This window comes from Citrobacter sp. Marseille-Q6884 (genome assembly GCF_945906775.1).
GTDB lineage: Bacteria > Pseudomonadota > Gammaproteobacteria > Enterobacterales > Enterobacteriaceae > Citrobacter.
Window position 1 is genome coordinate 1871796 of sequence record NZ_CAMDRE010000001.1, and the last position, 23284, is coordinate 1895079.

A 23284-nucleotide genomic window follows, 5' to 3' on the forward strand; every position below is an offset into this window, starting at 1 on the left:
CTTAATGTGTCAGGGTTGCCTGGTCGACCGGGGCTGTTTGCGCCGGCGCGGCAGTCGGAAGGTATTGTTGTTCGGCGCTTACGGCCCACTGCTGGTAGCGGCGATAAAGCTGTTCAAAGCGTTGCGCCTGCTCAGGACGAGGCTGCAGCGTGTTTTCCACGGCACTCGCCATTTTTTGCTGTGCAGCGGGGATATCGGCATGCACTTTTGCGGCGACGGCGGCGAAGATCGCCGCGCCGAGCGCACAGCACTGGTCTGAAGCCACGATCTGCAGCGGACGGTTCAGTACGTCACAGCAGGCCTGCATGATGACGGGGTTCTTGCGCGCGATACCGCCGAGCGCCATCACGTTGTTGACTGCAATGCCTTGTTCGGTAAAGCACTCCATAATGGCGCGAGCACCAAATGCGGTGGCGGCAATCAGGCCGCCAAACAGTGCGGGTGCATCCGTCGCCAGGTTGAGATCGGTAATCACCCCTTTCAGACGCTGGTTGGCATTAGGCGTACGGCGGCCATTGAACCAGTCGAGCACCACCGGCAGATGATCCAGCGACGGATCTTTGGCCCACGCTGCGGTAAGGGCTGGTAATAGCTGTTTCTGGCTGGCTTTAATTTGGGTCTTCAGCTCCGGGTGTTGCGCGGCAAGTTGTTCCAGCGGCCAGCTCAGCACGCGGCTAAACCAGGCATAGATATCACCGAAAGCGGATTGACCAGCCTCCAGGCCGATAAAGTGCGGCACCACGCTGCCATCAACCTGTCCGCAAATCCCTTTTACCGCGCGTTCACCGACGCTTTGCTTATCAGCGATCAGAATGTCGCAGGTGGAGGTGCCAATCACTTTCACCAGCGTATTGGGCTGCGCGCCTGCGCCGACTGCCCCCATATGGCAGTCAAATGCGCCGCCGGAAATCACCACGCTTTCCGGCAGGCCCAGACGCTGCGCCCATTCGGCGCACAGCGTGCCAACGGGCAGGTCGGCGGTGAAGGTATCGGTAAACATCGGGTAGGGCAGATGACGGTTGATGAAAGGGTCGAGTTCATCAAAGAAACGGGCGGGCGGAAGGCCTCCCCAGCTTTCATGCCACAGGGATTTGTGCCCGGCGCTGCAGCGTCCGCGACGAATATCCTGTGGACGCACGGTGTTCGAGAGTAGCGCCGGAACCCAGTCACACAGCTCAATCCACGAGACGGCCGCCTGAGCCACTGCGTTGTCCTCGCGGGTGACATGCAGGATTTTTGCCCAGAACCATTCGCTGGAGTAAATCCCCCCGATATAACGTGAATAATCGACGTTGCCCGGTGTGTGACACAGGCGGGTAATGGCTTCGGCTTCTTCGACGGCGGTGTGATCTTTCCACAGGACAAACATCGCGTTTGGGTTTTCAGCGAACTCTTCTCTGAGCGCCAGTACGTTGCCCTCGGCGTCGATGGGGGCAGGCGTTGATCCGGTGCTGTCAACGCCAATGCCGACCACCTCTGCGCGCTGTTGCGCACTCAGTTCCGCCAGCACGGTTTTCAGCGCCGCTTCCATTGATTCAATGTAGTCGCGCGGATGATGGCGAAACTGGTTATTTGGGCCATCGCAGTAGCGCCCTTCCTGCCAACGCGGGTACCACTCTACGCTGGTGGCGATCTCCTCACCGGTGGCGCATTCCACCGCCAGAGCTCGCACAGAATCACTGCCAAAATCGAGGCCAATTGCTATCGCCATCGTCTTACTCCATCCAGAAAAACAGGTATGGATAAACAGTAGATAGTGGGGATAAAAACCGTCAGGCAGGATCCGCTAATCTTATGGACTAAAATGCTGTTACATCACAAAGTGTGACGCCGTGCAAATATTCAATGTGGACATTTCTGCCGTAGTTATAGACACTTTTGTTAGCCGTTTTTGACGTTGGCACAGTACATATTTTTTACAAAGTGCTTTTCGCATGCGGGGTTGATGACCCATCCCTGAAACCATAGCGGCCCACAGGGGCGACGGTGATGATGTCTTGCGTAATATGGACGATTTGTTTCTGATCAGAACATCGGGAGTATTGAAATTATGGCTGAAACGCAAAACGATCCCTTGCTACCGGGTTATTCGTTTAATGCGCATTTGGTGGCGGGATTAACCCCCATCGAAGCAAACGGGTACCTGGATTTTTTTATCGACCGGCCGCTGGGTATGAAGGGGTATATCCTCAACCTCACCATCCGTGGGGAAGGGGTCATCAATAATCAGGGCAAACAGTTTGTCTGCCGGCCTGGCGATATTTTACTGTTTCCGCCGGGTGAAATTCACCACTACGGACGCCATCCTGACGCCAGTGAGTGGTATCACCAGTGGGTCTATTTTCGGCCACGCGCTTACTGGCAGGAGTGGCTGACCTGGCCGGCCATTTTTGCCCAGACCGGTTTTTTCCGCCCTGACGAAGCGCATCAGCCGCATTTTAACGACCTGTTTGGACAGATCATTAATGCCGGGCAGGGAGAAGGTCGCTACTCGGAACTGCTGGCGATTAATCTGCTGGAGCAGCTGTTGCTCAGACGTATGGAAGCGATCAACGAATCGTTGCATCCGCCGATGGACAACCGCGTGCGCGATGCCTGTCAGTACATTAGCGATCACCTTGCAGACAGCAATTTTGATATTGCCAGCGTCGCCCAGCATGTCTGTCTGTCGCCCTCGCGTTTATCACACCTGTTTCGCCAGCAGTTGGGCATCAGCGTATTGAGCTGGCGAGAGGATCAGCGCATCAGCCAGGCCAAGTTATTGCTGAGCACCACACGCATGCCGATCGCCACGGTGGGGCGGAATGTCGGGTTTGACGATCAGCTCTACTTCTCGCGCGTTTTCAAGAAATGTACGGGTGCCAGCCCCAGCGAGTTTCGCGCTGGGTGTGAATAAAAAGTGAATGATGTGTCCGAAAAGTTGTCATATCTCGCAAACTATTCAGACAAATGATGGCTTGACGTTGTGGGGAAGGGTTAGCAGAATCCCTGCTTCGTAAATCTGACGGACACATTATGCAAGCATTGCTGGAACATTTTATTCTCCAGTCCACCGTGTACTCATTGATTGCAGTACTGCTGGTGGCTTTTCTGGAGTCGCTGGCGCTGGTCGGCCTGATTTTACCCGGCACTGTGATGATGGCAGGGCTGGGGGCGCTGATTGGCAGCGGTGAACTGAACTTCTGGCACGCCTGGTTGGCTGGCATAACAGGATGTCTGTTAGGGGACTGGATCTCTTTCTGGCTGGGATGGCGTTTTAAAAAGCCGCTGCATCGCTGGTCTTTCATGAAAAAGAATAAAGCGTTGCTGGATAAAACCGAGCATGCGCTGCATCAGCACAGCATGTTTACCATTCTGGTAGGGCGGTTTGTGGGGCCGACGCGCCCTCTGGTGCCGATGGTCGCGGGGATGCTGGATCTGCCTGTCGCGAAGTTTATCGTGCCCAATATCATCGGCTGCATACTGTGGCCGCCTTTCTATTTTCTGCCGGGTATTCTGGCGGGCGCGGCAATTGATATTCCAGCCGATATGCAGAGTGGGGATTTCAAATGGCTGTTGCTGGCAACGGCGCTGTTGCTGTGGGTTGGCTGCTGGCTGTGCTGGCGGCTGTGGCGAAGCGGTAAAGCGGCCATTGATCGTTTAACGCCCTATTTGCCACGGGGTCGTCTGCTTTATCTGGCACCGCTTGTCCTCGGTATCGGTGTTGTGGCGCTGATCGCGTTGATACGTCATCCGCTGATGCCGGTGTATATCGATATTTTGCGAAAAGTCGTGGGCTTCTGATCACGTGGTATGCCGGATGGCGCTGACGACCTCCGGCAATGCCCTACGCTTTTATCCCCAACAGCACCGAGGCGCTGGCATGACCGCTAAGTAGCTCATCCGTTTTGCCTTGCCACGCAATGCGTCCGTCGGCGACCACGATGGAACGCGGCGCTATCCGTGCCGCATCTTCCACGCTATGGGACACCATCAACAGCGTAAGTTGCTTATCACGACAGACTTCGGCGACCAGCGTTAACATCTCCTGGCGCAAAGCGGGGTCGAGTGCGGAGAAGGGTTCGTCGAGCAGTAAAATGGGTTGTTCCCGCACCAGACAGCGCGCCAGCGCCACGCGTTGGCGTTGTCCACCGGAAAGCTCGCCAGGCAGCCTGCCGAGCAGGTTTTCGAGCCCCATTTGTTGGGCAATGTGGTGCAGTTTCTCTTTCTGAAGCCCGTTCAATTTCAAACTCGGATTCAAACCCAGACCGATATTTTGCTGCACGTTCAGGTGACTGAACAGGTTATTTTCCTGAAAGAGCATCGAGACCGGGCGGCGAGAAGGCGGCGTGGTCGTGTGATCCTCACCTTCAATCGTCATCGTACCGCTGGCGGGCGTAAGAAAACCGGCAATCAAATTCAATAGCGTACTTTTCCCGGCACCGCTTGGCCCCAGCACGGCGATCTGTTCACCGCGCGCGACCGAGAGCGTAAAGCGCATGGGTAAATGATGATAAAGCCATGTGATATCAATCAGTTTTAACATTTCGTCCCGGTAATTTCTCAATAACGGTAAACAGCGTAAAGCAGAGGGTCAGCAGTAATAATGCCGTTACCGCCCCGTCCTGACTGCGATAGGAGCCAATCTGCTGATACAAATAAAACGGCAACGTGCGGAAATCATCATTACCAAACAGCGCCACCACACCAAAATCGCCAATAGAGAGCACGCAGGCAAAAGCCATCGCCTGCGCCAGCGGGCGCTTCAGGGCGCGCAGTTCCACCACTTTCAATCGCGACCAGCCTTCAATACCTAAAGAGTGACATAACAAACTGTAGCGGGCGGTCACGTCACGCATGGGATTTTCCAGCACTTTCAGCGCATAAGGGATGGCCATCAGCGCATTGGTGAAAATGACGATGCCATCGGCAGAGTCTGGTAGTCCGATGGTGTTGTTCAGCAGCAAAAAGAAACCGGTGGCCAGCACAATGCCCGGCATGGCCAGTATCATCATGCCGCTCAACTCCAGCGCCTGACCGGCCAGAATCTGTTGTCGCGCACGTAGCTCGCGGCTGCTCCACAGCAGCATCATGGTGAGGATAACGCACAGCAGGCCAGCCGCCAGTGCAATGCGCAGCGATGTTCCTAGCGCTTGCCACAGAACGGGCTGCGCGAGGACATCCAGTAAATGTCGGTTAACACCATCAACAATGACTGCCAGCAACGGCGGCAGCAACAGCAGCAATGCCAGCACGATCAATAATGCGTCTGTCACCCGGCTGTGCAGGCGATCGTCGGGATCGCGCCAGCCCTGAACCAGCGTGGCGCCTGGGGCGATTGCGCGACTCAAACGTTGGCTGAGCAGTACCAGCGCTAAACAGCAAATCATCTGGATCAGTGCCAGCATGGCGGCGCGAGCGGGATCATAGTCGTAGCTCAGCGCCTGATAGATAGCCAGCTCGATGGTGGTTGCCTGTGGTCCACCGCCCAGTGACAGCACGGTAGCGAAACTGGCGAAGCACAGCATAAATATCAGCGCAGCGACGGGCAGGATCTGGCGACGCAGCCATGGCCATTCAACAAAGCGAAAGAAATGCCAGCCCCGCATGCCTAGCTGAGCCGCGAGCTGGCGTTGCTCGCCGGGAATGTTCTCAAGCGATTGCAGCAGTAAACGGCTGGCCATCGGGAGATTGAAAAAGACGTGCGCCAGCAAAATGCCCTGTAAACCGTACGGCGAGAACGTCCACTCCAGCCCGAATGTGTGCCAGAGCGAGGCCAGCCAGCCCTGGCGACCGTAGACGCTGAGGATACCGAAAACGGCGACCAGCACGGGCAAGATCAGCGTCATTGCGCACAGGCGTAGCAACGCCAGACGCCCAGGGAAACGGCGACGATAAAGCGCTCTGGCGAGGAAGATCGCCGGGATCACTGACAGCGCGGCAGATAAAAATGCCTGCCAGAAGGAAAAACGCACCACATGCCACAGGTAACTGTCCTGCCACAGCGTAAGCCAGTCTCCCTCAGGGGCGTTAAACCACAGCGCCAGAAATGCAGCCAGAGCGACAGCGACCATCAACGTGGCCGCTGCCAGTCCGGGGATCAGCCAGCCAGGAATTAACGGCTGACGGCGCGTTGCCATTCGCTAATCCATGCCTGACGTTGGGCCGCAACCTGCTGCGGAGTGAATTCCAGCGCGCTGGAGGGTTTATCCAGTTGCGCAAAGCCTGTCGGCAGGGAAACCTGGGTCACCGGATACATCCAGTTGCCGGTCGGAATCGCATTCTGGAATGCCGGAGAAACCATAAACTTAAGGAACTTCTCGGCCAGTTCAGGCTGTTTGCTGGCGGCGGTGCGGGCGGCGACCTCCACTTGCAAATAGTGCCCTTCACTAAAGTTGGCGGCAGCGTAATTGTCTTTTTTCTCTTCGATAATGTGATATGCCGGAGAGGTGGTGTAACTCAGCACCAGATCGCTTTCACCTTTCAGGAACAAACCGTAAGCTTCACTCCAGCCTTTCGTGACGGTGACCGTTTTGGCCGCCAGTTTCTGCCAGGCTTCTGGTGCTTTATCGCCATACACTTTTTGCATCCACAGCAACAGTCCCAGACCCGGTGTACTGGTGCGTGGGTCCTGATAAATCACACGCCATTTCTGGTCGCTTTCAACCAGTTCTTTCAGGCTTTTCGGCGGGTTTTTCAGTTTGTTTTTATCGTAGACAAAGGCGAAATAGCCGTAATCAAACGGAACGAAGGTGTCGTTTTTCCAGCCGCCAGGGACGTTGACCGCGTCGCTTGCCACGCCACTTTTGGCGAACAGTTTGGTTTGCATCGCGGCATCAAGCAGGTTGTTGTCCAGGCCCAGTACCACGTCGGCTTTACTGTTCTTCCCCTCCATACGCAGGCGGTTCAGCAGTGATACGCCATCTTCCAGCGCCACCAGTTTCAGCTCGCAGTTGCAGTCAGCTTCAAAGGCTTTCTTGATGGTTGGACCGGGGCCCCAGTCAGCGGCGAACGAGTCGTAGGTATAGACGGTCAAAACAGGTTTGGCGAAGGCAGGCGCTGCGCACAGCAGCAGCAGGGGAAGACATTTTTTTAACACTTTGCACCTCATAAAGTAAAACTCTAAATAATTCGAGTTGCAGGAAGGCAGCGACGCAGCGCATCCTCAGGAGCGTACAGGTAGTACGTGACTGGGGTGAGCGAGGAAAGCCAACGCATCTGCAACTTGAAGTATGACGAGTTAGGTGGCAAAGGACTTGAGTTATAGCCTCAAATCCCTTCGCCGGCATTATCCGGATCAGGTTCGACGGGTATCTCTCAGCCCATACACTTCATCATTCACGCTGCCTCTGTGTTGGCTGCGCTTGCATGCCCCAGTCACAGAGTTATCTATGCTCCTGGGAACTCACTTGCCGCCTTGATGCATCATGAATGATTTTGTGTATGTTTTTATTTAGCACCCCGTTGAGAACGGCGTTAGTGTAATGATTTTGTTGCTATGCGGCAATCAAGAGCCATCTTTAAGGATCCGGTGGGGCAAACCACGCTGATTTAAAATCAAACCAGCCGAGAGTATTCATGCGTAGCCCGCGCATACTGCGCTGTCCCTGAATGATCAGCCAGTGATGAATCAGCGGCACAATGGCTTTACTGGCGAGCAGTTGCTGGCACCATGCCGCCAGACTCATCTCCCCGGTTCGCCAGCGGGCGGCGTCGCTTTCCCAGTCCCGGGAAATACAGTTTTGGAGTAACGGGACTTCGCATAAATGGGCGAACAGCGAGAAGTCCAGCGGCAAGGTAAAGTTGGCGCTGTTAAGCCAGAAATCGCTGACGATTTCCCCCGCATGCCATTGATCGTAGTCGATCTCCTGGATATTCAGCTGGACCTGATGCTCTGCCAGTAACGTTTTCATGATCTGGGCAATAACACGGTGCTCAATATGATCGCGATAGTACGTGAGCGTCAGCGTTTCCAGCCCGGCGGGTTTTTCACCATGACCCGGTCTGGCATGGTGCCAGCGCGGCAGTAAACCGTAGGCGGGAAACCAGTGGCGCTGATACTGTTCGTCGGCGTGGTAGATTAAATTTGTTGGTGAGAGTACCCGGCTTATCCATTCCCTGACCTCCTGATTGGCTCCCCGATGTGTACGGGCGTCAAAAAGCAGGTAATAGCAGCCTTCTTCCAGCCGGCTTTCAATCGCCTTTTCGTCTTCTGTTGGGCCTTTGAGCATCAGCCCGCCGCCGGGTTCTTCACCGATGTCCGGTAAGACCCAAACGTTAACTTCGTCGATCAGCGCCCGGTAGCCAAAGTAATCATCAAATGCGTGAATTTTTAGCTGGTTATGGGTATTACGCATCACCGCATAAGGGCCGGTGCCGATGGGGTGACTGGAGAAATTATGCAATGTTTCCCATTCACGCGGCAGGATCATCGCGGGCACTTGCCCCAGTAACCAGGGCAGCCAACGATCCGGTTGCGCCAGATGGATATCCAGCGTCCAGGGGGTAGGGGAGAGGATCTGCGTAATGTGCGAATACAGCGGCAGGCTGTTGATGCGCATGAGGGAGGCGATGACATCCTCCATTTCCAGTTCGCGTCCATGATGAAAATGCACCCCCGGACGCAGGAAGAATCGCCAGTGTAATGGTGAAATTTGTTGCCAGTGATGCGCGATATCGGCTTCCAGTTCCCCATTTTCCTCATTTACGCGAATTAAGGCGCTAAAGATTTGTCGGGCAATATGGGTTTCGGAACGACGTAAGGCCGTGCCGGGGAGCAGGTTGTGCATGGGGCGATAGTAGAGGACGCGCATGATGTGGCGGCCCTGACGGAAACTGCGACCCAGATGGGATACCAGCATCTGCCGTACTGCGGTTTTGTCGCCCACCAGTTGCACCAGTTGATCAATACGATCCTGTTCCAGCAGGTCTTCTGCCCGCTGTTGCTGGAGCGCCAGCCCGGTATAAAGAAAGGTCAGGCGCGAGCGTTTGCCACGACCGACCTCCGCTTCCCACGTCAGCCAGCCGCGTTCCTGCATGGTATTGAGTAGGGTGCGCATATGACGGCGGGAGCAGCTAAGCAGTTCTGCCAGCTCGTTCAGCGTGGTGTCTTGCGTTTTGCCGTCACAGCATTGCCACAGACGGATGAACTGTTGTTGCAAACGACCAGAAGACATAAAAGGGGAACTCCTGCACAAAACTCAGCAATTTTATTATCCCTATATTAAGCCAATAATAGATTCCGATGAAGCGATGAGACAACGAAGGGGTCATCTATGCGTCAGTTCTATATGAAGTACTTTACCGCGACGGAGAAATCGTCCTGGCTGGCTTGCCTGAGCGCGCCGCAGCGCTTAAAGATGCTTGAAGAACTGATGCAGTGGGAGGTGACAGCCTGACCTCTGACAGCCGAATTGCAGACATCATGTGTGACTGAGTATTGGTGTAAAATCGCCACGCCAGCAGATATTATCTGCTGGCTTTTTTCATTTTCGCGGCGCAGCTAAAAGGGAACGGTAATGCTCTGGATTATGACGATGGGACGGCGCCTCAACGGCGTGTACGCGGCATTTATGCTGGTCGCCTTTATGATGGGAGTGGCAGGGGCGTTACAGGCACCGACATTGAGCCTGTTTCTCAGTCGCGAGGTCGGGGCACAGCCGTTTTGGGTCGGGCTGTTTTACACCGTCAATGCGATTGCCGGGATCGTCGTGAGTCTCGGTCTCGCGAAACGCTCCGACAGCCAGGGCGATCGGCGCAAACTGATCATGTTCTGCTGCCTGATGGCGGTGGGAAACGCGCTGCTGTTTGCCTTTAACCGCCATTATTTAACGCTGATTACCTGTGGTGTGCTGTTGGCCTCGCTGGCGAATACGGCGATGCCGCAGCTGTTTGCCCTGGCGCGGGAGTATGCCGATAACTCAGCGCGCGAAGTGGTAATGTTTAGCTCGGTGATGCGTGCCCAGCTTTCGCTGGCCTGGGTGATCGGGCCGCCACTGGCATTCATGCTGGCGCTTAATTACGGTTTCACGGCCATGTTCTCTATAGCCGCAGGCATTTTCGCCGTGAGCCTGCTACTGATCGCGCTGATCCTGCCGTCGGTGGCTCGGGTTGAGCAGCCCGTTGATCAACCGCCTGAGCAGACCGGTGGCTGGCAGGATAAAAATGTGCGCATGTTGTTTATCGCCTCCACCCTGATGTGGACCTGCAACACCATGTACATTATCGATATGCCGTTATGGATTAGCCTTGAGCTTGGGCTGCCGGATAAGCTGGCCGGGATACTGATGGGCACCGCCGCAGGGCTGGAGATTCCGGCGATGATTCTGGCGGGATACTACGTTAAGCGCTTTGGTAAAAGGCGGATGATGATCGCTGCGGTGGCGGCCGGCGTCCTGTTTTATCTTGGTCTTATCTTCTTTCACAGCCGCACGGCGCTGCTGGTTCTGCAACTGTTTAATGCGGTGTTCATCGGTATTATCGCCGGAATAGGGATGTTGTGGTTTCAGGATTTGATGCCGGGACGCGCAGGGTCAGCGACCACATTATTTACCAACAGTATTTCAACGGGCGTGATTCTGGCGGGGGTGATCCAGGGGGCTGTGGCGCAAAGTTACGGACATTTTGCCGTTTACGGGGTGATTGCGGCGATTTCGGTGGTCACATTGTATATGACGAGCCGGGTCAAGGACGTTTAAGGATATCCGGCCTGCCCTTGCTGAACAGGCCGGATAAGGCGTGATGAGATGATCAGCGCATAAACGCGGGCTGTTTCTCTTCGTACGCTGCAATGGCATTTTCGTGCTGCAGCGTTAATCCGATGCTGTCCAGCCCGTTAAGCATACAGTGACGGCGGAATGCGTCGATAACAAACGGATAAGCGTTATCTCCCGCCTTCACGACTTGCGCTTCCAGATCCACGTTGAACGTGATCCCCGGATTCGCCTGCACCAGTTTGAACAGTTCATCGACCTCTTCATCGCTTAACTTCACCGGCAGCAGTTGGTTATTAAAACTGTTGCCGTAGAAGATATCGGCGAAGCTTGGGGCAATAACCACTTTAAAGCCGTAATCGGTCAACGCCCACGGCGCATGTTCACGTGAAGAGCCGCAGCCAAAGTTTTCCCGCGCCAGCAGTATTGACGCCCCTTTGTATTCAGGGAAGTTCAGAACGAACGCCGGGTTGGGCTGCTGGCCGTTTTCATCCAGAAAACGCCAGTCGTTAAACAGGTGTGCACCAAAACCGGTACGCGTCACCTTCTGCAAAAACTGCTTGGGGATAATCGCGTCGGTATCGACGTTGGCGGCATCCAGTGGGACAACCAGGCCGGTATGCTGGGTAAATTTCTCTGCCATGGTAGTTTCCTTATTTGATGCTGCGAATGTCGGCAAAATGACCGGTAACGGCGGCGGCGGCGGCCATGGCCGGGCTGACTAAGTGCGTACGTCCACCGCGACCCTGACGACCCTCAAAGTTACGGTTACTGGTAGACGCGCAACGTTCGCCGGGATTCAGACGGTCATTGTTCATGGCCAGGCACATTGAGCAACCCGGTAAACGCCATTCAAAACCGGCTTCAATAAAGATCTTATCCAGACCTTCCGCTTCCGCCTGCGCTTTTACCGGACCAGAACCAGGCACAACCAGCGCCTGTACGCCCGGGGCGACTTTACGTCCTTTGGCGATTTCTGCCGCGGCGCGTAAATCTTCAATACGTGAGTTGGTGCAAGAGCCAATAAACACTTTATCGATAGCCACTTCCGTTAATGGAATGCCCGGCTTCAGCCCCATATACGCCAGCGCTTTTTCCGCTGAAGCACGCTCAACCGGATCGGTAAATGACGCTGGGTCGGGGATATTTTCATTCACGGAGATGACCTGGCCCGGGTTCGTGCCCCAGGTCACCTGTGGTGCGATCTCTTCAGCCTGCAGGGTGACGATGGTGTCAAACGTTGCGCCGTCATCGGTTTTCAGCGTTTTCCAGTATTCAACGGCATTGGTAAAATCCTGGCCTTTCGGCGCATGTAACCGACCCTGAACATAGTTAAAGGTGGTTTCATCTGGCGCCACCAGGCCGGCTTTTGCCCCCATCTCGATCGCCATATTGCACAGGGTCATACGACCTTCCATGCTCAGTGCGCGGATCGCGTCGCCACAGAACTCAACCACATGACCGGTTCCGCCAGCGCTGCCGGTTTTGCCAATAATGGCCAGTACGATATCTTTGGCTGTGATACCTGGTGCGGCCGTGCCGTTGACTTCAATCTTCATGGTTTTTGCGCGCCCCTGTTTCAGGGTTTGCGTCGCCAGGACATGCTCAACTTCAGACGTGCCGATACCAAATGCCAGCGCGCCGAACGCGCCGTGAGTCGCGGTATGGGAGTCACCGCAGACGATGGTCATACCCGGTAATGTCACGCCTTGCTCTGGCCCCATCACATGGACGATGCCCTGAAAGGGGTGATTCAGGTCGTACAGCTCCACGCCAAATTCATTGCAGTTTTTAATCAGTTCCTGCATCTGAATACGCGCCATTTCGCCGGAGGCGTTAATGTCTTTGGTTTGCGTCGAGACATTATGGTCCATGGTGGCGAAGGTTTTGCCTGGCTGGCGAACCGGACGGTTGTGCGCACGCAGGCCATCAAATGCCTGTGGAGAGGTCACTTCATGTACCAGATGTCTGTCGATATACAACAGCGGCGTTTCGTTTTGCGCTTCATAGACCACGTGCGCATCAAACAATTTTTCGTATAACGTTTTGGCCATGATTACACCCCTTCTGCGACGTAACGAGCAATGATATCGCCCATCTCATCGGTGCTGACTGCGGCTGCGCCACGGGCTAAGTCGCCGGTACGAATGCCTTCTTCTAATGCGCGGTTGATGGCGCTCTCAATTGCGGTTGCCGCGTCATTGGCCTCCAGGCTGTAGCGTAACAGCAGCGCCAGGGAGAGAATTTGGGCAATAGGGTTAGCAATGTTTTTACCGGCGATATCCGGTGCGGAACCGCCCGCAGGTTCATACAGACCAAACCCCTGCTCATTCAGGCTGGCAGACGGTAACATCCCCATTGAACCGGTTATCATGGCGCACTCATCAGACAGAATGTCGCCAAACAGGTTCGAGCACAGCAGCACGTCGAACTGGGATGGATCTTTGATTAACTGCATGGTGGCGTTATCAATGTACATATGAGCCAGTTCAACATCCGGGTATTCATTGGCAATTTCATTGACGATTTCACGCCATAAAATAGAGGTCTGCAGCACGTTCGCTTTATCAATCGAGGTCACTTTACGACGACGCTGGCGGGCGGATTCAAAGGCGATGCGAGCAATGCGTTCAATTTCAAAACGGTGATAAACCTCGGTATCAAACGCTTTCTCATGCTGGCCGCTGCCTTCGCGACCTTTTGGCTGACCGAAATAGATGCCTCCGGTCAGTTCGCGTACGCACAGGATGTCGAAACCGTTGGCGGCAATGTCGGCACGCAATGGGCAAAATGCTTCCAGACCCTGATAGAGTTTAGCCGGGCGCAGATTGCTGAATAATTTGAAATGCTTACGTAATGGCAGCAGTGCCCCACGTTCGGGTTGCTGGTTTGGCGGCAGCTTTTCCCACTTTGGACCGCCAACGGACCCAAACAGAATGGCATCGGCTTGCTCACAGCCTTCAACCGTTGCAGGTGGCAGCGGTTGACCGTGTTTATCAATGGCGGCACCACCCACGTCATAATGGCTGGTGGTAATACGCATACCAAAACGCGCGCGAATTGCATCCAGTACTTTCAGGGCTTGCGCCATCACTTCCGGGCCAATACCGTCACCCGGCAAAACAGCAATATGATAATTCTTCGACATCACACGGTTTCCTTGTTGTTCTCGTTGTTCTGAGCTTTGCGTTGCAATTCTTTTTCGACTTCTTCTGCGCGCCAGATATTGTTCAGCACATGCACCATCGCTTTAGCGGAGGATTCGACGATATCTGTTGCCAGGCCGACGCCATGGAAGCGACGACCGTTGTAGTTAGCGACAATGTCCACCTGACCCAGTGCATCTTTGCCGTGGCCTTTCGCGGTCAGGCTATATTTCACCAGTTCGACGTTGTAGTCGGTAATACGGTTGATAGCCTGATAAATGGCATCGACCGGACCGTTGCCGTTAGCCGCTTCGGCTTTGACATCAGTGCCACAGGCCAGCTTGACGGAGGCGGTTGCGATATCATTCGAACCGGACTGCACGCTGAAGTAATCCAGGCGGAAATGCTCTGGCTCTTCCTGCTGTTTGTTAATAAATGCCAGCGCTTCCAGGTCGTAATCAAAAACCTGACCTTTTTTATCCGCCAGCTTCAGGAATGCGTCGTACAGATTGTCCAGGCTGTATTCGCTCTCTTTATAGCCCATCTCATCCATACGGTGTTTGACTGCGGCGCGACCGGAACGGGATGTCAGATTCAACTGCACCTGATTCAGGCCGATCGATTCCGGGGTCATGATTTCGTAGTTTTCACGGTTTTTCAGTACGCCGTCCTGGTGGATGCCGGAGGAGTGGGCAAACGCGCCGCTGCCGACAATCGCTTTGTTCGCCGGAATGGGCATATTGCAGATTTGGCTCACTAACTGGCTGGTACGCCAGATTTCCTGGTGATTAATGCGAGTCTGGACGTTCAGGATGTCTTTGCGGACTTTGATCGCCATGATCACTTCTTCCAGCGAACAGTTGCCGGCGCGTTCACCAATCCCGTTCATTGCGCCTTCCACCTGGCGTGCGCCTGCATGCACCGCCGCGAGTGCGTTACCGACGCCCAGGCCTAAATCGTCGTGTGTGTGTACAGAGATGATCGCTTTGTCGATATTCGGTACGCGCTCATACAGACCGGAGATGATTGCGCCAAACTCGAAAGGCATGGTGTAACCGACGGTATCGGGGATATTGATGGTTCTGGCGCCCGCATTAATGGCTGCCTCTACCACGCGAGCCAGGTCAGCGATGGGGGTACGGCCAGCGTCTTCGCATGAAAACTCCACGTCATCCGTATAGTTACGTGCACGCTTAACCATATAGATAGCCCGCTCGATGACTTCATCCAGCGTGCTGCGTAATTTGGTTGCGATATGCATCGGCGAGGTGGCAATAAACGTATGAATACGGAAAGCCTCAGCGACTTTCAGAGATTCAGCCGCAACGTCGATATCTTTTTCTACACACCGGGCTAAGGCGCAAACGCGGCTATTTTTGACCTGACGGGCGATGGTCTGTACTGATTCAAAATCGCCAGGGGAAGAAACAGGGAATCCCACTTCCATCACGTCAACGCCCATACGCTCAAGGGCCAGAGCTATCTGCAGTTTTTCTTTCACACTCAAGCTTGCCTGTAACGCCTGTTCACCGTCACGTAAGGTGGTATCGAAAATGATGACTTGCTGGCTCATGGTTTAGGTCCTTTGTCTTTAGGGCGCCTTGCTTCGAGCATAAAAAAACCCGCGCAACGGCGCGGGTTTTTTGTCTTAACTGGAGCTGACTTAATGCTGAATGTCGTCCACCAGTCTACCGCGCAACGAAGATGCGTTTAGTAGTAGTAGACCGTTGAAACGAGCAATGTAAGTCATCAATCAAGCTCCAGGCGAATGCGATATGCTTTTAGTGGTACTGGATATGCAGTCTGATGTCAACACTGTCTTCTGTAAAGGCGTCCATTCAGCAGGAAAACGCCCTCTTGATTTGAGCGAATTGTGCTGAATTTTCATGTTTGCATAAAATAAATAAGCATATGGCATACATACTTTTCACCGTTTGAAATGTTTGAGCATACTTGTTTTCAATTGATGTAAAGGCTTATTGAAGATATTGCCATGACCAGAGTTTTTTATCTTTATGATTTATCTGTTTTTATAGTAACGCTGAATGAGTCCAGGGGAGAGGCCGGGAGATGATTGATAAATAAATGTTAACTTTTAAAGTATTAAAAATATAAATATTTAATTAAATCTTAAATATATATTCACTATGTGTATGATTGTATATTCGTCGAGCTTATGGTTATATTGTTTATGAAATTAAAACATATGGATCATCGTGCAGTGACAACTGCCACGCTGCACTCGCATTGTTTTTATGTTCATTTAGGTTAGTACCTTTATGTTTTCCTAATTTTAATGTTTTTCCTTTTTCTCATTCTATATACATGGTAAATCATATTATCGGAGGTTATTTATGTACTTCGACTGGGAAAAGGGAGTTTAGAGTGACAGTGGAGTTAAATATGCCAGAAGTAAAAATAATAGATAAACAAAATCTGTTAGAGATAGAGAAGCCACAGCTTCGCATGGTTGATCTTAATTTATTAACCGTCTTTGATGCGGTAATGCAAGAGCAAAATATAACGCGAGCAGCACATACTCTGGGGATGTCACAGCCAGCAGTCAGTAATGCGGTTGCCCGCCTGAAGGTCATGTTTAATGATGAACTCTTTGTGCGTTATGGCCGAGGGATTCAGCCGACAGCAAGGGCTTTTCAGCTATTTGGTTCTGTTCGTCAGGCATTGCAGTTGGTGCAAAACGAACTGCCTGGTTCAGGTTTCGAACCAACCAGCAGTGGGCGTGTATTTAACCTCTGTGTTTGTAGCCCATTAGATAATATCCTGACGTCGTTGATTTATAATCGTGTTGAGCAAGTTGCTCCGAATATTAATGTCGTCTTCAAATCTTCGCTCAATCAAAATACAGAACATCAATTACGTTATCAGGAAACGGAGTTCGTCATTAGCTATGAAGAATTCCGTCGTCCTGAATTCACCAGTATTCCGTTGTTCAGTGATGAAATGGTGTTAGTGGCAAGTAAGAAGCACCCACGTATTAGTGGTCCTTTGCTGGAAAGCGATGTCTATAATGAACAGCATGCCGTTGTTTCTCTTGATCGCTTCGCTTCATACAGCCAGCCCTGGTATGACACCCCGGATAAACAATCCTGTGTTGCGTATCAGGGAATGGCGCTGATCAGCGTTCTGAATATTGTTTCGCAAACGCAACTGGTCTCTATTGCGCCACGTTGGTTAGCTGAAGAGTTTTCAACTGCGTTAGATTTGCAGATATTACCGCTGCCTTTAAAACTCAATAGCCGCACATGCTATCTTTCCTGGCATGAAGCCGCGGGTCGCGATAAAGGGCATCAGTGGATGGAAGAGCTGCTAGTCTCGGTCTGTAAGAAGTAGCCTGTCGCAGAATAAACCGGATAACACTTCTGGTTTATTCTGCCTTTATCTTTTTATTTGAAATATTGTGCTGAACATCTCTTTTTATGTTGGTCCGAAAGAGTGAAAAAATAGAGTAATCGCTGTAAGTCCTCATTTTTAAGCGATTATTTATCATCTGATCTGCTTATACTGGTTTAATTCTCCGTTTATTCGATTCTTTCCTCCGTTTTATTCTTATTTGCTGCAACGCCACCACGTCGGCGTGAATTGCCATGCCTTATCGTCAGCGGTTAATGTGTTGTTAAACCGTTATTCATATTAAGAGTGAGGCAAGCCATGGAGATGTTGTCTGGAGCCGAGATGGTCGTCCGATCGCTCATCGATCAGGGTGTGAAACAGGTATTCGGTTATCCCGGGGGCGCGGTCCTTGATATTTATGATGCGCTGCATACGGTTGGTGGAATCGATCATGTTCTGGTTCGCCATGAACAAGCTGCGGTTCATATGGCGGATGGTCTTGCTCGCGCCACGGGGGAAGTGGGCGTGGTGCTGGTGACCTCAGGCCCGGGCGCGACTAACGCCATTACCGGGATTGCGACGGCGTATATGGATTCCATCCCCCTGGTGATCCTCTCCGGGCAGGTCGCAACGTCCCTGATTGGCTACGACGCCTTTCAGGAGTGTGACATGGTGGGGATATCCCGTCCGGTCGTGAAACACAGCTTTCTCGTCAAACAAACGGAAGATATTCCTCAGGTGCTGAAAAAGGCCTTCTGGTTGGCGGCAAGCGGTCGTCCAGGCCCTGTGGTGGTCGATTTACCGAAAGATATCCTGAACCCCGCGAAGAAACTGCCTTACAGCTGGCCGGAATCGGTGAGCATGCGCTCGTACAACCCGACGACGACGGGACATAAAGGACAGATAAAACGTGCGCTGCAAACCCTGGTGGCCGCCAAAAAACCGGTGGTCTATGTTGGCGGCGGCGCAATCAATGCGGCGTGTCATACGCAACTGGGTCAGATTGCAGAAACTCTTAACCTACCGGTTGTGTCTTCGTTGATGGGATTAGGCGCGTTTCCGGCTACGCATCGTCAGTCGTTGGGCATGCTGGGGATGCATGGCACCTACGAAGCGAATATGACCATGCATCATTCCGATGTGATCTTTGCCGTTGGCGTTCGCTTTGACGACCGTACGACCAATAATCTGGCAAAATATTGTCCGCATGCGACAGTGCTGCATATCGATATCGATCCTACTTCTATTTCGAAAACCGTGACGGCAGATATTCCCATTGTGGGCGATGCCCGTCTGGTGCTTGAGCAGATGCTGGAACTTCTGGAGCAGGAGAAATCCCAGCAACCGCTGGATGACAACCGCGACTGGTGGCAACAGATTGAACAATGGCGCGCCCGCCAGTGCCTGAAATATGACACGCAAAGTGAAAGCATTAAGCCGCAGGCCGTCATTGAAACGCTCTGGCATCTGACGAAAGGGGACGCTTATGTGACCTCGGACGTGGGCCAGCACCAGATGTTTGCCGCCCTTTACTATCCGTTTGATAAACCGCGTCGTTGGATTAACTCTGGCGGCCTCGGCACTATGGGATTTGGTTTACCCGCGGCGTTAGGCGTCAAGATGGCGCTACCGGATGAAACCGTGGTGTGTGTGACTGGGGATGGCAGCATCCAGATGAATATCCAGGAACTGTCCACCGCACTGCAATATGAGCGACCGGTGCTGGTGCTGAACCTTAACAACCGCTATCTCGGCATGGTGAAGCAGTGGCAGGACATGATCTACTCCGGGCGTCACTCACAGTCTTACATGCAGTCACTGCCTGATTTTGTGCGTCTGGCGCAGGCGTATGGCCATATTGGCATCCAGATAAACCATCCTGACGAGCTGGAGATCAAACTGGGAGAAGCGCTGGAGCATGTGCGTAGCCATCGCCTGGTGTTTGTCGATGTCACCGTGGATGGCAGTGAACATGTCTATCCCATGCAAATTCGGGGTGGTGGTATGGATGAAATGTGGCTAAGCAAAACGGAGAGGACCTGATTATGCGGCGGATATTATCGGTATTGCTGGAAAACGAGTCGGGTGCATTGTCGCGTGTGATCGGTCTCTTCGCTCAGCGCGGTTATAACATTGAAAGTCTGACTGTCGCGCCGACGGACGATCCGACGTTATCGCGGATGACGATTCAGACGGTGGGGGATGAAAAAGTCCTCGAACAGATCGAAAAACAACTGCACAAGCTGGTTGATGTCCTGCGGGTGAGCGAGTTAGGGCAGGGGGCGCATGTTGAACGAGAAATCATGCTGGTGAAAATCCAGGCCAGTGGCTACGGACGGGAAGAGGTGAAACGCAACACGGAGATTTTCCGTGGGCAAATCATTGATGTCACACCGACCATTTACACCGTACAACTGGCGGGCACCAGCGATAAGCTGGACGCGTTCCTCGCCACATTACGTGAAGTCGCCAAAATTGTGGAAGTTGCGCGCTCTGGCGTCGTGGGGCTTTCTCGTGGCGATAAAATTATGCGCTAATCATTACCCCGCATGTCATTTGTAAGCCTGACAGTACCCGTTGGGCTTTTTTTTGCGAAATCAGCGGTAACCAGAGACAAAACCGGTTGCCGCAGTCATTATTCTGCGCTTAGATGTTAATAAATTTAACCCATGCCATCTTAAAGGTTATGGTTTGTACATTTTACGCAAGGGGCAATTGTGAAACTGGATGAAATCGCTCGGTTGGCCGGCGTTTCGCGAACGACTGCAAGCTACGTTATCAATGGCAAAGCAAAGCAATATCGCGTTAGCGACAAAACGGTTGAAAAAGTCATGGCGGTGGTGCGCGAGCATAATTACCACCCAAATGCCGTGGCCGCCGGGCTGCGTGCTGGACGCACACGTTCAATCGGCCTGGTGATCCCGGATCTGGAGAACACGAGTTATACAAGGATTGCAAACTATCTGGAGCGCCAGGCGCGTCAGCGTGGATATCAATTGCTGATTGCCTGCTCTGAAGATCAGCCGGATAACGAAATGCGCTGTATTGAGCATCTGTTACAACGCCAGGTTGATGCCATTATTGTGTCCACCTCTTTGCCGCCGGAGCATCCGTTCTACCAGCGCTGGGCGAACAGTGAATTCCCGATTGTCGCGTTAGACCGCGCACTGGATCGCGAACATTTCACCAGCGTTGTCGGTGCAGACCAGGATGATGCGGAAATGCTGGCAGAGGAATTACGTAAATTCCCGGCTGAAAACGTGCTCTATCTGGGGGCGCTTCCTGAGTTATCCGTCAGTTTCCTGCGTGAACAGGGTTTCCGTACGGCGTGGAAAGACGATCCGCGTGAAGTGAATTTCCTCTACGCCAACAGCTACGAGCGGGAAGCTGCCGCACAGTTGTTTGATAAATGGCTGGAAACACACCCCATGCCTCAGGCACTGTTCACCACCTCGTTTGCACTGTTGCAGGGAGTCATGGACGTAACATTGCGTCGTGACGGACAATTGCCATCCGATTTAGCGATTGCGACTTTTGGCGATCATGAATTGTTGGATTTTCTGCAGTGTCCGGTACTGGCCGTCGCACAGCGTCACCGTGATGTGGCTGAACGCGTTCTGGAAATCGTGTTAGCCAGCCTGGATGAGCCGCGTAAGCCGAAACCAGGACTCACGCGCATTAAGCGTAATCTGTATCGTCGCGGTATTCTCAGCCGCAGCTAACCTCTGCCGTATGCGCCGGAAGGAGAGCCTTCTGGCGCTGTCAAATATCAATTCTCAGAAATAACCGCATTATAATTAAGAATATTCTTTAGAATTATCTGAAATTCAATTTTAAATATCGCCATTTAAAATTCAGGCTGTCCATTTTTGGGTAATTGATGCGTAACGATGCGTTAACTTTGTATTATTTTGTTACATGCCTGAACGGAATTGCCGAATTAACAGACACTTTACTGCCGTATAGCGGCAATCTCGCGCTTGCCGTGGTCGTACAAGGCATACAGACCGATTAACTGGTACTGTTATCTCGTCGCATATTGTCCTAAAATGCCGCTCGCGTCGCAAACTGACACTTTATATTTTCTTGAGATGATATTGAGTTGTTTTAAACAATGACGAGTTGTTGGATTTTTTTCTTACAAATATTCATGACGTTAATTTGTTTTGTTTGCTGTGCAGAATTTGTTCAACGCTGATATTAGCCGTAAACATTGGGTTTTTTGCTCCGCTAAGCGCCGTGACTTGCTTGACAAGGTTTTCCTCCGCTCCGTAAACTCCTTTAAGTGGGATTTTGTGGGATAAAGTGGTAATCGGGGGTGAGACTGGCATGTTCCGGGGAGCAACGTTAGTTAATCTCGACAGTAAAGGGCGCTTATCTGTGCCTACCCGTTATCGGGATCAACTGCTTGAGAGCGCTACCGGTCAAATGGTGTGTACCATTGACATCCACCACCCGTGCCTGCTGCTTTACCCCCTGCCTGAATGGGAAGTTATCGAGCAGAAATTATCGCGTCTGTCGAGCATGAATCCGGTTGAGCGTCGCGTACAGCGACTGCTGTTGGGGCATGCCAGCGAATGTCAGATGGATAGCGCCGGTCGATTGCTGATTGCGCCTATTCTGCGGCAACACGCAGGGCTGACGAAAGAAGTGATGCTGGTTGGGCAGTTCAATAAGTTTGAGCTGTGGGATGAAACGACCTGGTATCAACAGGTCAAGGAAGATATCGACGCTGAGCAGTCTGTTACTGGCGCGTTGTCGGAACGATTGCAGGATTTGTCTCTATAAAATGATGGAAAATTATAAACATACAACGGTGTTGCTGGATGAGGCCGTAAACGGTCTGAATATTCGTCCAGACGGCATCTACATTGACGGGACATTTGGTCGCGGTGGTCACTCACGTCTGATCCTCTCACAGCTTGGTGAAGAGGGGCGTTTACTGGCAATCGATCGCGATCCGCAAGCTATTGCGGTTGCCCAGACCATTAACGATCCTCGCTTCTCCATCATTCACGGACCTTTCTCCGCGATGGCTGACTATGTCAGCGAGCGTGGGCTTACCGGCAAGATCGATGGAATCCTCCTTGATCTTGGCGTCTCTTCTCCGCAGCTTGACGACGCTGAACGCGGTTTTTCATTTATGCGCGACGGTCCGTTAGATATGCGCATGGACCCAACGCGGGGTCAGTCAGCGGCCGAATGGCTACAAACTGCCGATGAAGCGGATATCGCCTGGGTGATCAAAACCTTTGGTGAAGAGCGTTTTGGCAAACGCATTGCTCGCGCCATTGTGGAGCGTAACCGCATCGAACCCATGACGCGTACCAAAGAGCTGGCGGAAGTGATTGCGGCGGCAATGCCGGTAAAAGACAAATTCAAACATCCCGCGACCCGTACCTTCCAGGCGGTGCGCATTTGGGTAAACAGTGAACTGGAGGAGATAGAGCAGGCGCTAAAAAGCTCGCTCAGTGTACTGGCACCAGGTGGTCGACTTTCGATAATCAGTTTCCACTCGCTTGAAGACCGTATTGTGAAACGCTTTATGCGTGAGCAAAGTCGCGGTCCGCAGGTTCCGGCTGGAATACCGATGACGGAAGCACAGATCAAAAAACTGGGCGGTCGTGAGTTGAGAGCATTAGGCAAGTTGATGCCGGGTGAAGAAGAGGTAGCAGAGAATCCTCGTGCCCGTAGTTCAGTTCTGCGTATTGCAGAGAGGACGAACGCATGATCAGCAGAGTGACAGAAGCCCTCAGCAAAGTTAAAGGATCAATAGGAAGCAACGAGCGTCATGCTTTGCCTGGCGTGATCGGTGATGATCTTTTGCGGTTCGGGAAACTGCCACTCTGCCTGTTCATTTGCATCATTTTGACGGCGGTCACCGTCGTCACAACGGCGCACCATACGCGATTACTGACCGCGCAACGTGAACAATTGGTTCTGGAACGGGATGCGCTGGATATCGAATGGCGCAACCTGATCCTCGAGGAGAATGCGCTCGGCGATCATAGCCGGGTTGAACGGATCGCAACGGAAAAGCTGCAGATGCAGCATGTTGATCCCTCACAAGAAAATATCGTAGTACAAAAATAAGGA

The 23284-nt window shown here is 52.7% G+C and carries 21 protein-coding genes and 1 riboswitch; of the genes, 11 read left to right on the forward strand and 10 right to left on the reverse strand.

All coding sequences use genetic code 11. The features are described 5' to 3' along the window. Position 1: 1 nt before the first annotated feature. Positions 2-1711 (reverse strand): ribulokinase, encoded by a 1710-nt coding sequence (gene araB / locus N7268_RS08885; protein WP_260862558.1) that lies wholly within the window; start codon positions 1709-1711, stop codon positions 2-4. A 339-nt stretch (positions 1712-2050) separates the two neighbouring features. On the opposite strand from araB, the gene araC reads away from it, so the two are divergent. Further along, on the forward strand, positions 2051-2896 hold the full coding sequence (gene araC / locus N7268_RS08890) for an arabinose operon transcriptional regulator AraC (RefSeq protein ID WP_260862559.1): 846 nt from the start codon (positions 2051-2053) through the stop codon (positions 2894-2896). 119 nt (positions 2897-3015) lie between these two features. Next, a complete protein-coding gene (locus N7268_RS08895) occupies positions 3016-3783 on the forward strand; it encodes a DedA family protein (protein WP_260862560.1) in 768 nt (255 codons plus the stop codon). Positions 3784-3826: 43 nt separating this feature from the next. Here N7268_RS08895 and thiQ read toward each other — a convergent pair whose 3' ends face one another. The 4 genes from thiQ to sgrR form a co-directional block, all read right to left on the reverse strand. Beyond that, positions 3827-4525: a thiamine ABC transporter ATP-binding protein ThiQ gene (thiQ, locus tag N7268_RS08900; protein WP_260862561.1), complete on the reverse strand. Its 699-nt coding sequence runs from the start codon at positions 4523-4525 to the stop codon at positions 3827-3829. Continuing rightward, the gene (gene thiP / locus N7268_RS08905; protein ID WP_260862562.1) at positions 4509-6119 is read right to left on the reverse strand and encodes a thiamine/thiamine pyrophosphate ABC transporter permease ThiP; all 1611 of its coding nucleotides are present in this window, start codon (positions 6117-6119) and stop codon (positions 4509-4511) included. The genes thiQ and thiP overlap by 17 nt, the downstream gene beginning before the upstream one ends. Continuing rightward, positions 6095-7078 (reverse strand): thiamine ABC transporter substrate binding subunit, encoded by a 984-nt coding sequence (gene thiB, locus N7268_RS08910; protein ID WP_198906489.1) that lies wholly within the window; start codon positions 7076-7078, stop codon positions 6095-6097. Before thiB ends, thiP begins: the two co-directional genes overlap by 25 nt. Before the next feature lie 157 nt (positions 7079-7235). Then, positions 7236-7453: riboswitch (TPP riboswitch) on the reverse strand. Positions 7454-7499: 46 nt separating this feature from the next. After that, entirely contained in the window at positions 7500-9155 is a 1656-nt protein-coding gene (gene sgrR / locus N7268_RS08915) for an HTH-type transcriptional regulator SgrR (RefSeq protein ID WP_260862563.1), read from the reverse strand. A 99-nt stretch (positions 9156-9254) separates the two neighbouring features. Here sgrR and sgrT point away from each other — a divergent pair, with 99 nt between their 5' ends. Next, complete coding sequence (gene sgrT, locus N7268_RS08920) at positions 9255-9377, forward strand: glucose uptake inhibitor SgrT (protein WP_005124538.1); 123 nt, start codon at positions 9255-9257, stop codon at positions 9375-9377. 120 nt (positions 9378-9497) lie between these two features. After that, on the forward strand, positions 9498-10676 hold the full coding sequence (locus N7268_RS08925; protein WP_260862564.1) for a sugar efflux transporter: 1179 nt from the start codon (positions 9498-9500) through the stop codon (positions 10674-10676). A gap of 52 nt (positions 10677-10728) precedes the next feature. Here N7268_RS08925 and leuD read toward each other — a convergent pair whose 3' ends face one another. From leuD to leuL, 5 genes are all read right to left on the reverse strand, one after another. After that, the gene (gene leuD, locus N7268_RS08930; RefSeq protein ID WP_198906485.1) at positions 10729-11334 is read right to left on the reverse strand and encodes a 3-isopropylmalate dehydratase small subunit; all 606 of its coding nucleotides are present in this window, start codon (positions 11332-11334) and stop codon (positions 10729-10731) included. A gap of 10 nt (positions 11335-11344) precedes the next feature. Beyond that, the gene (leuC, locus tag N7268_RS08935) at positions 11345-12745 is read right to left on the reverse strand and encodes a 3-isopropylmalate dehydratase large subunit (protein ID WP_260862565.1); all 1401 of its coding nucleotides are present in this window, start codon (positions 12743-12745) and stop codon (positions 11345-11347) included. A gap of 2 nt (positions 12746-12747) precedes the next feature. Continuing rightward, positions 12748-13839, reverse strand: coding sequence for a 3-isopropylmalate dehydrogenase (leuB, locus tag N7268_RS08940; RefSeq protein WP_260862566.1), 1092 nt, complete (start codon positions 13837-13839; stop codon positions 12748-12750). Next, the gene (gene leuA, locus N7268_RS08945; protein ID WP_260862567.1) at positions 13839-15410 is read right to left on the reverse strand and encodes a 2-isopropylmalate synthase; all 1572 of its coding nucleotides are present in this window, start codon (positions 15408-15410) and stop codon (positions 13839-13841) included. The genes leuB and leuA overlap by 1 nt, the downstream gene beginning before the upstream one ends. A 90-nt stretch (positions 15411-15500) precedes the next feature. Next, entirely contained in the window at positions 15501-15587 is an 87-nt protein-coding gene (gene leuL, locus N7268_RS08950) for a leu operon leader peptide (RefSeq protein WP_048998978.1), read from the reverse strand. Between the two features lie 653 nt (positions 15588-16240). Here leuL and leuO point away from each other — a divergent pair. From leuO to ftsL, 7 genes are all read left to right on the forward strand, one after another. Next, positions 16241-17188, forward strand: coding sequence for a transcriptional regulator LeuO (gene leuO / locus N7268_RS08955; RefSeq protein ID WP_260862568.1), 948 nt, complete (start codon positions 16241-16243; stop codon positions 17186-17188). A gap of 318 nt (positions 17189-17506) precedes the next feature. Then, a complete protein-coding gene (ilvI, locus tag N7268_RS08960; RefSeq protein ID WP_260862569.1) occupies positions 17507-19231 on the forward strand; it encodes an acetolactate synthase 3 large subunit in 1725 nt (574 codons plus the stop codon). Between the two features lie 2 nt (positions 19232-19233). Further along, complete coding sequence (gene ilvN / locus N7268_RS08965; RefSeq protein WP_198906479.1) at positions 19234-19725, forward strand: acetolactate synthase small subunit; 492 nt, start codon at positions 19234-19236, stop codon at positions 19723-19725. Between the two features lie 180 nt (positions 19726-19905). Beyond that, the gene (gene cra / locus N7268_RS08970) at positions 19906-20910 is read left to right on the forward strand and encodes a catabolite repressor/activator (protein ID WP_198906478.1); all 1005 of its coding nucleotides are present in this window, start codon (positions 19906-19908) and stop codon (positions 20908-20910) included. 607 nt (positions 20911-21517) lie between these two features. Beyond that, positions 21518-21976 carry a division/cell wall cluster transcriptional repressor MraZ gene (gene mraZ, locus N7268_RS08975; RefSeq protein ID WP_198906477.1) on the forward strand — a complete coding sequence of 153 codons (459 nt, stop codon included), beginning with the start codon at positions 21518-21520 and terminating at the stop codon, positions 21974-21976. Between the two features lies 1 nt (position 21977). Continuing rightward, positions 21978-22919 (forward strand): 16S rRNA (cytosine(1402)-N(4))-methyltransferase RsmH, encoded by a 942-nt coding sequence (gene rsmH, locus N7268_RS08980; protein ID WP_260862570.1) that lies wholly within the window; start codon positions 21978-21980, stop codon positions 22917-22919. Next, the gene (gene ftsL / locus N7268_RS08985) at positions 22916-23281 is read left to right on the forward strand and encodes a cell division protein FtsL (protein ID WP_000625651.1); all 366 of its coding nucleotides are present in this window, start codon (positions 22916-22918) and stop codon (positions 23279-23281) included. Before rsmH ends, ftsL begins: the two co-directional genes overlap by 4 nt. The last annotated feature ends 3 nt before the right edge of the window (positions 23282-23284 follow it).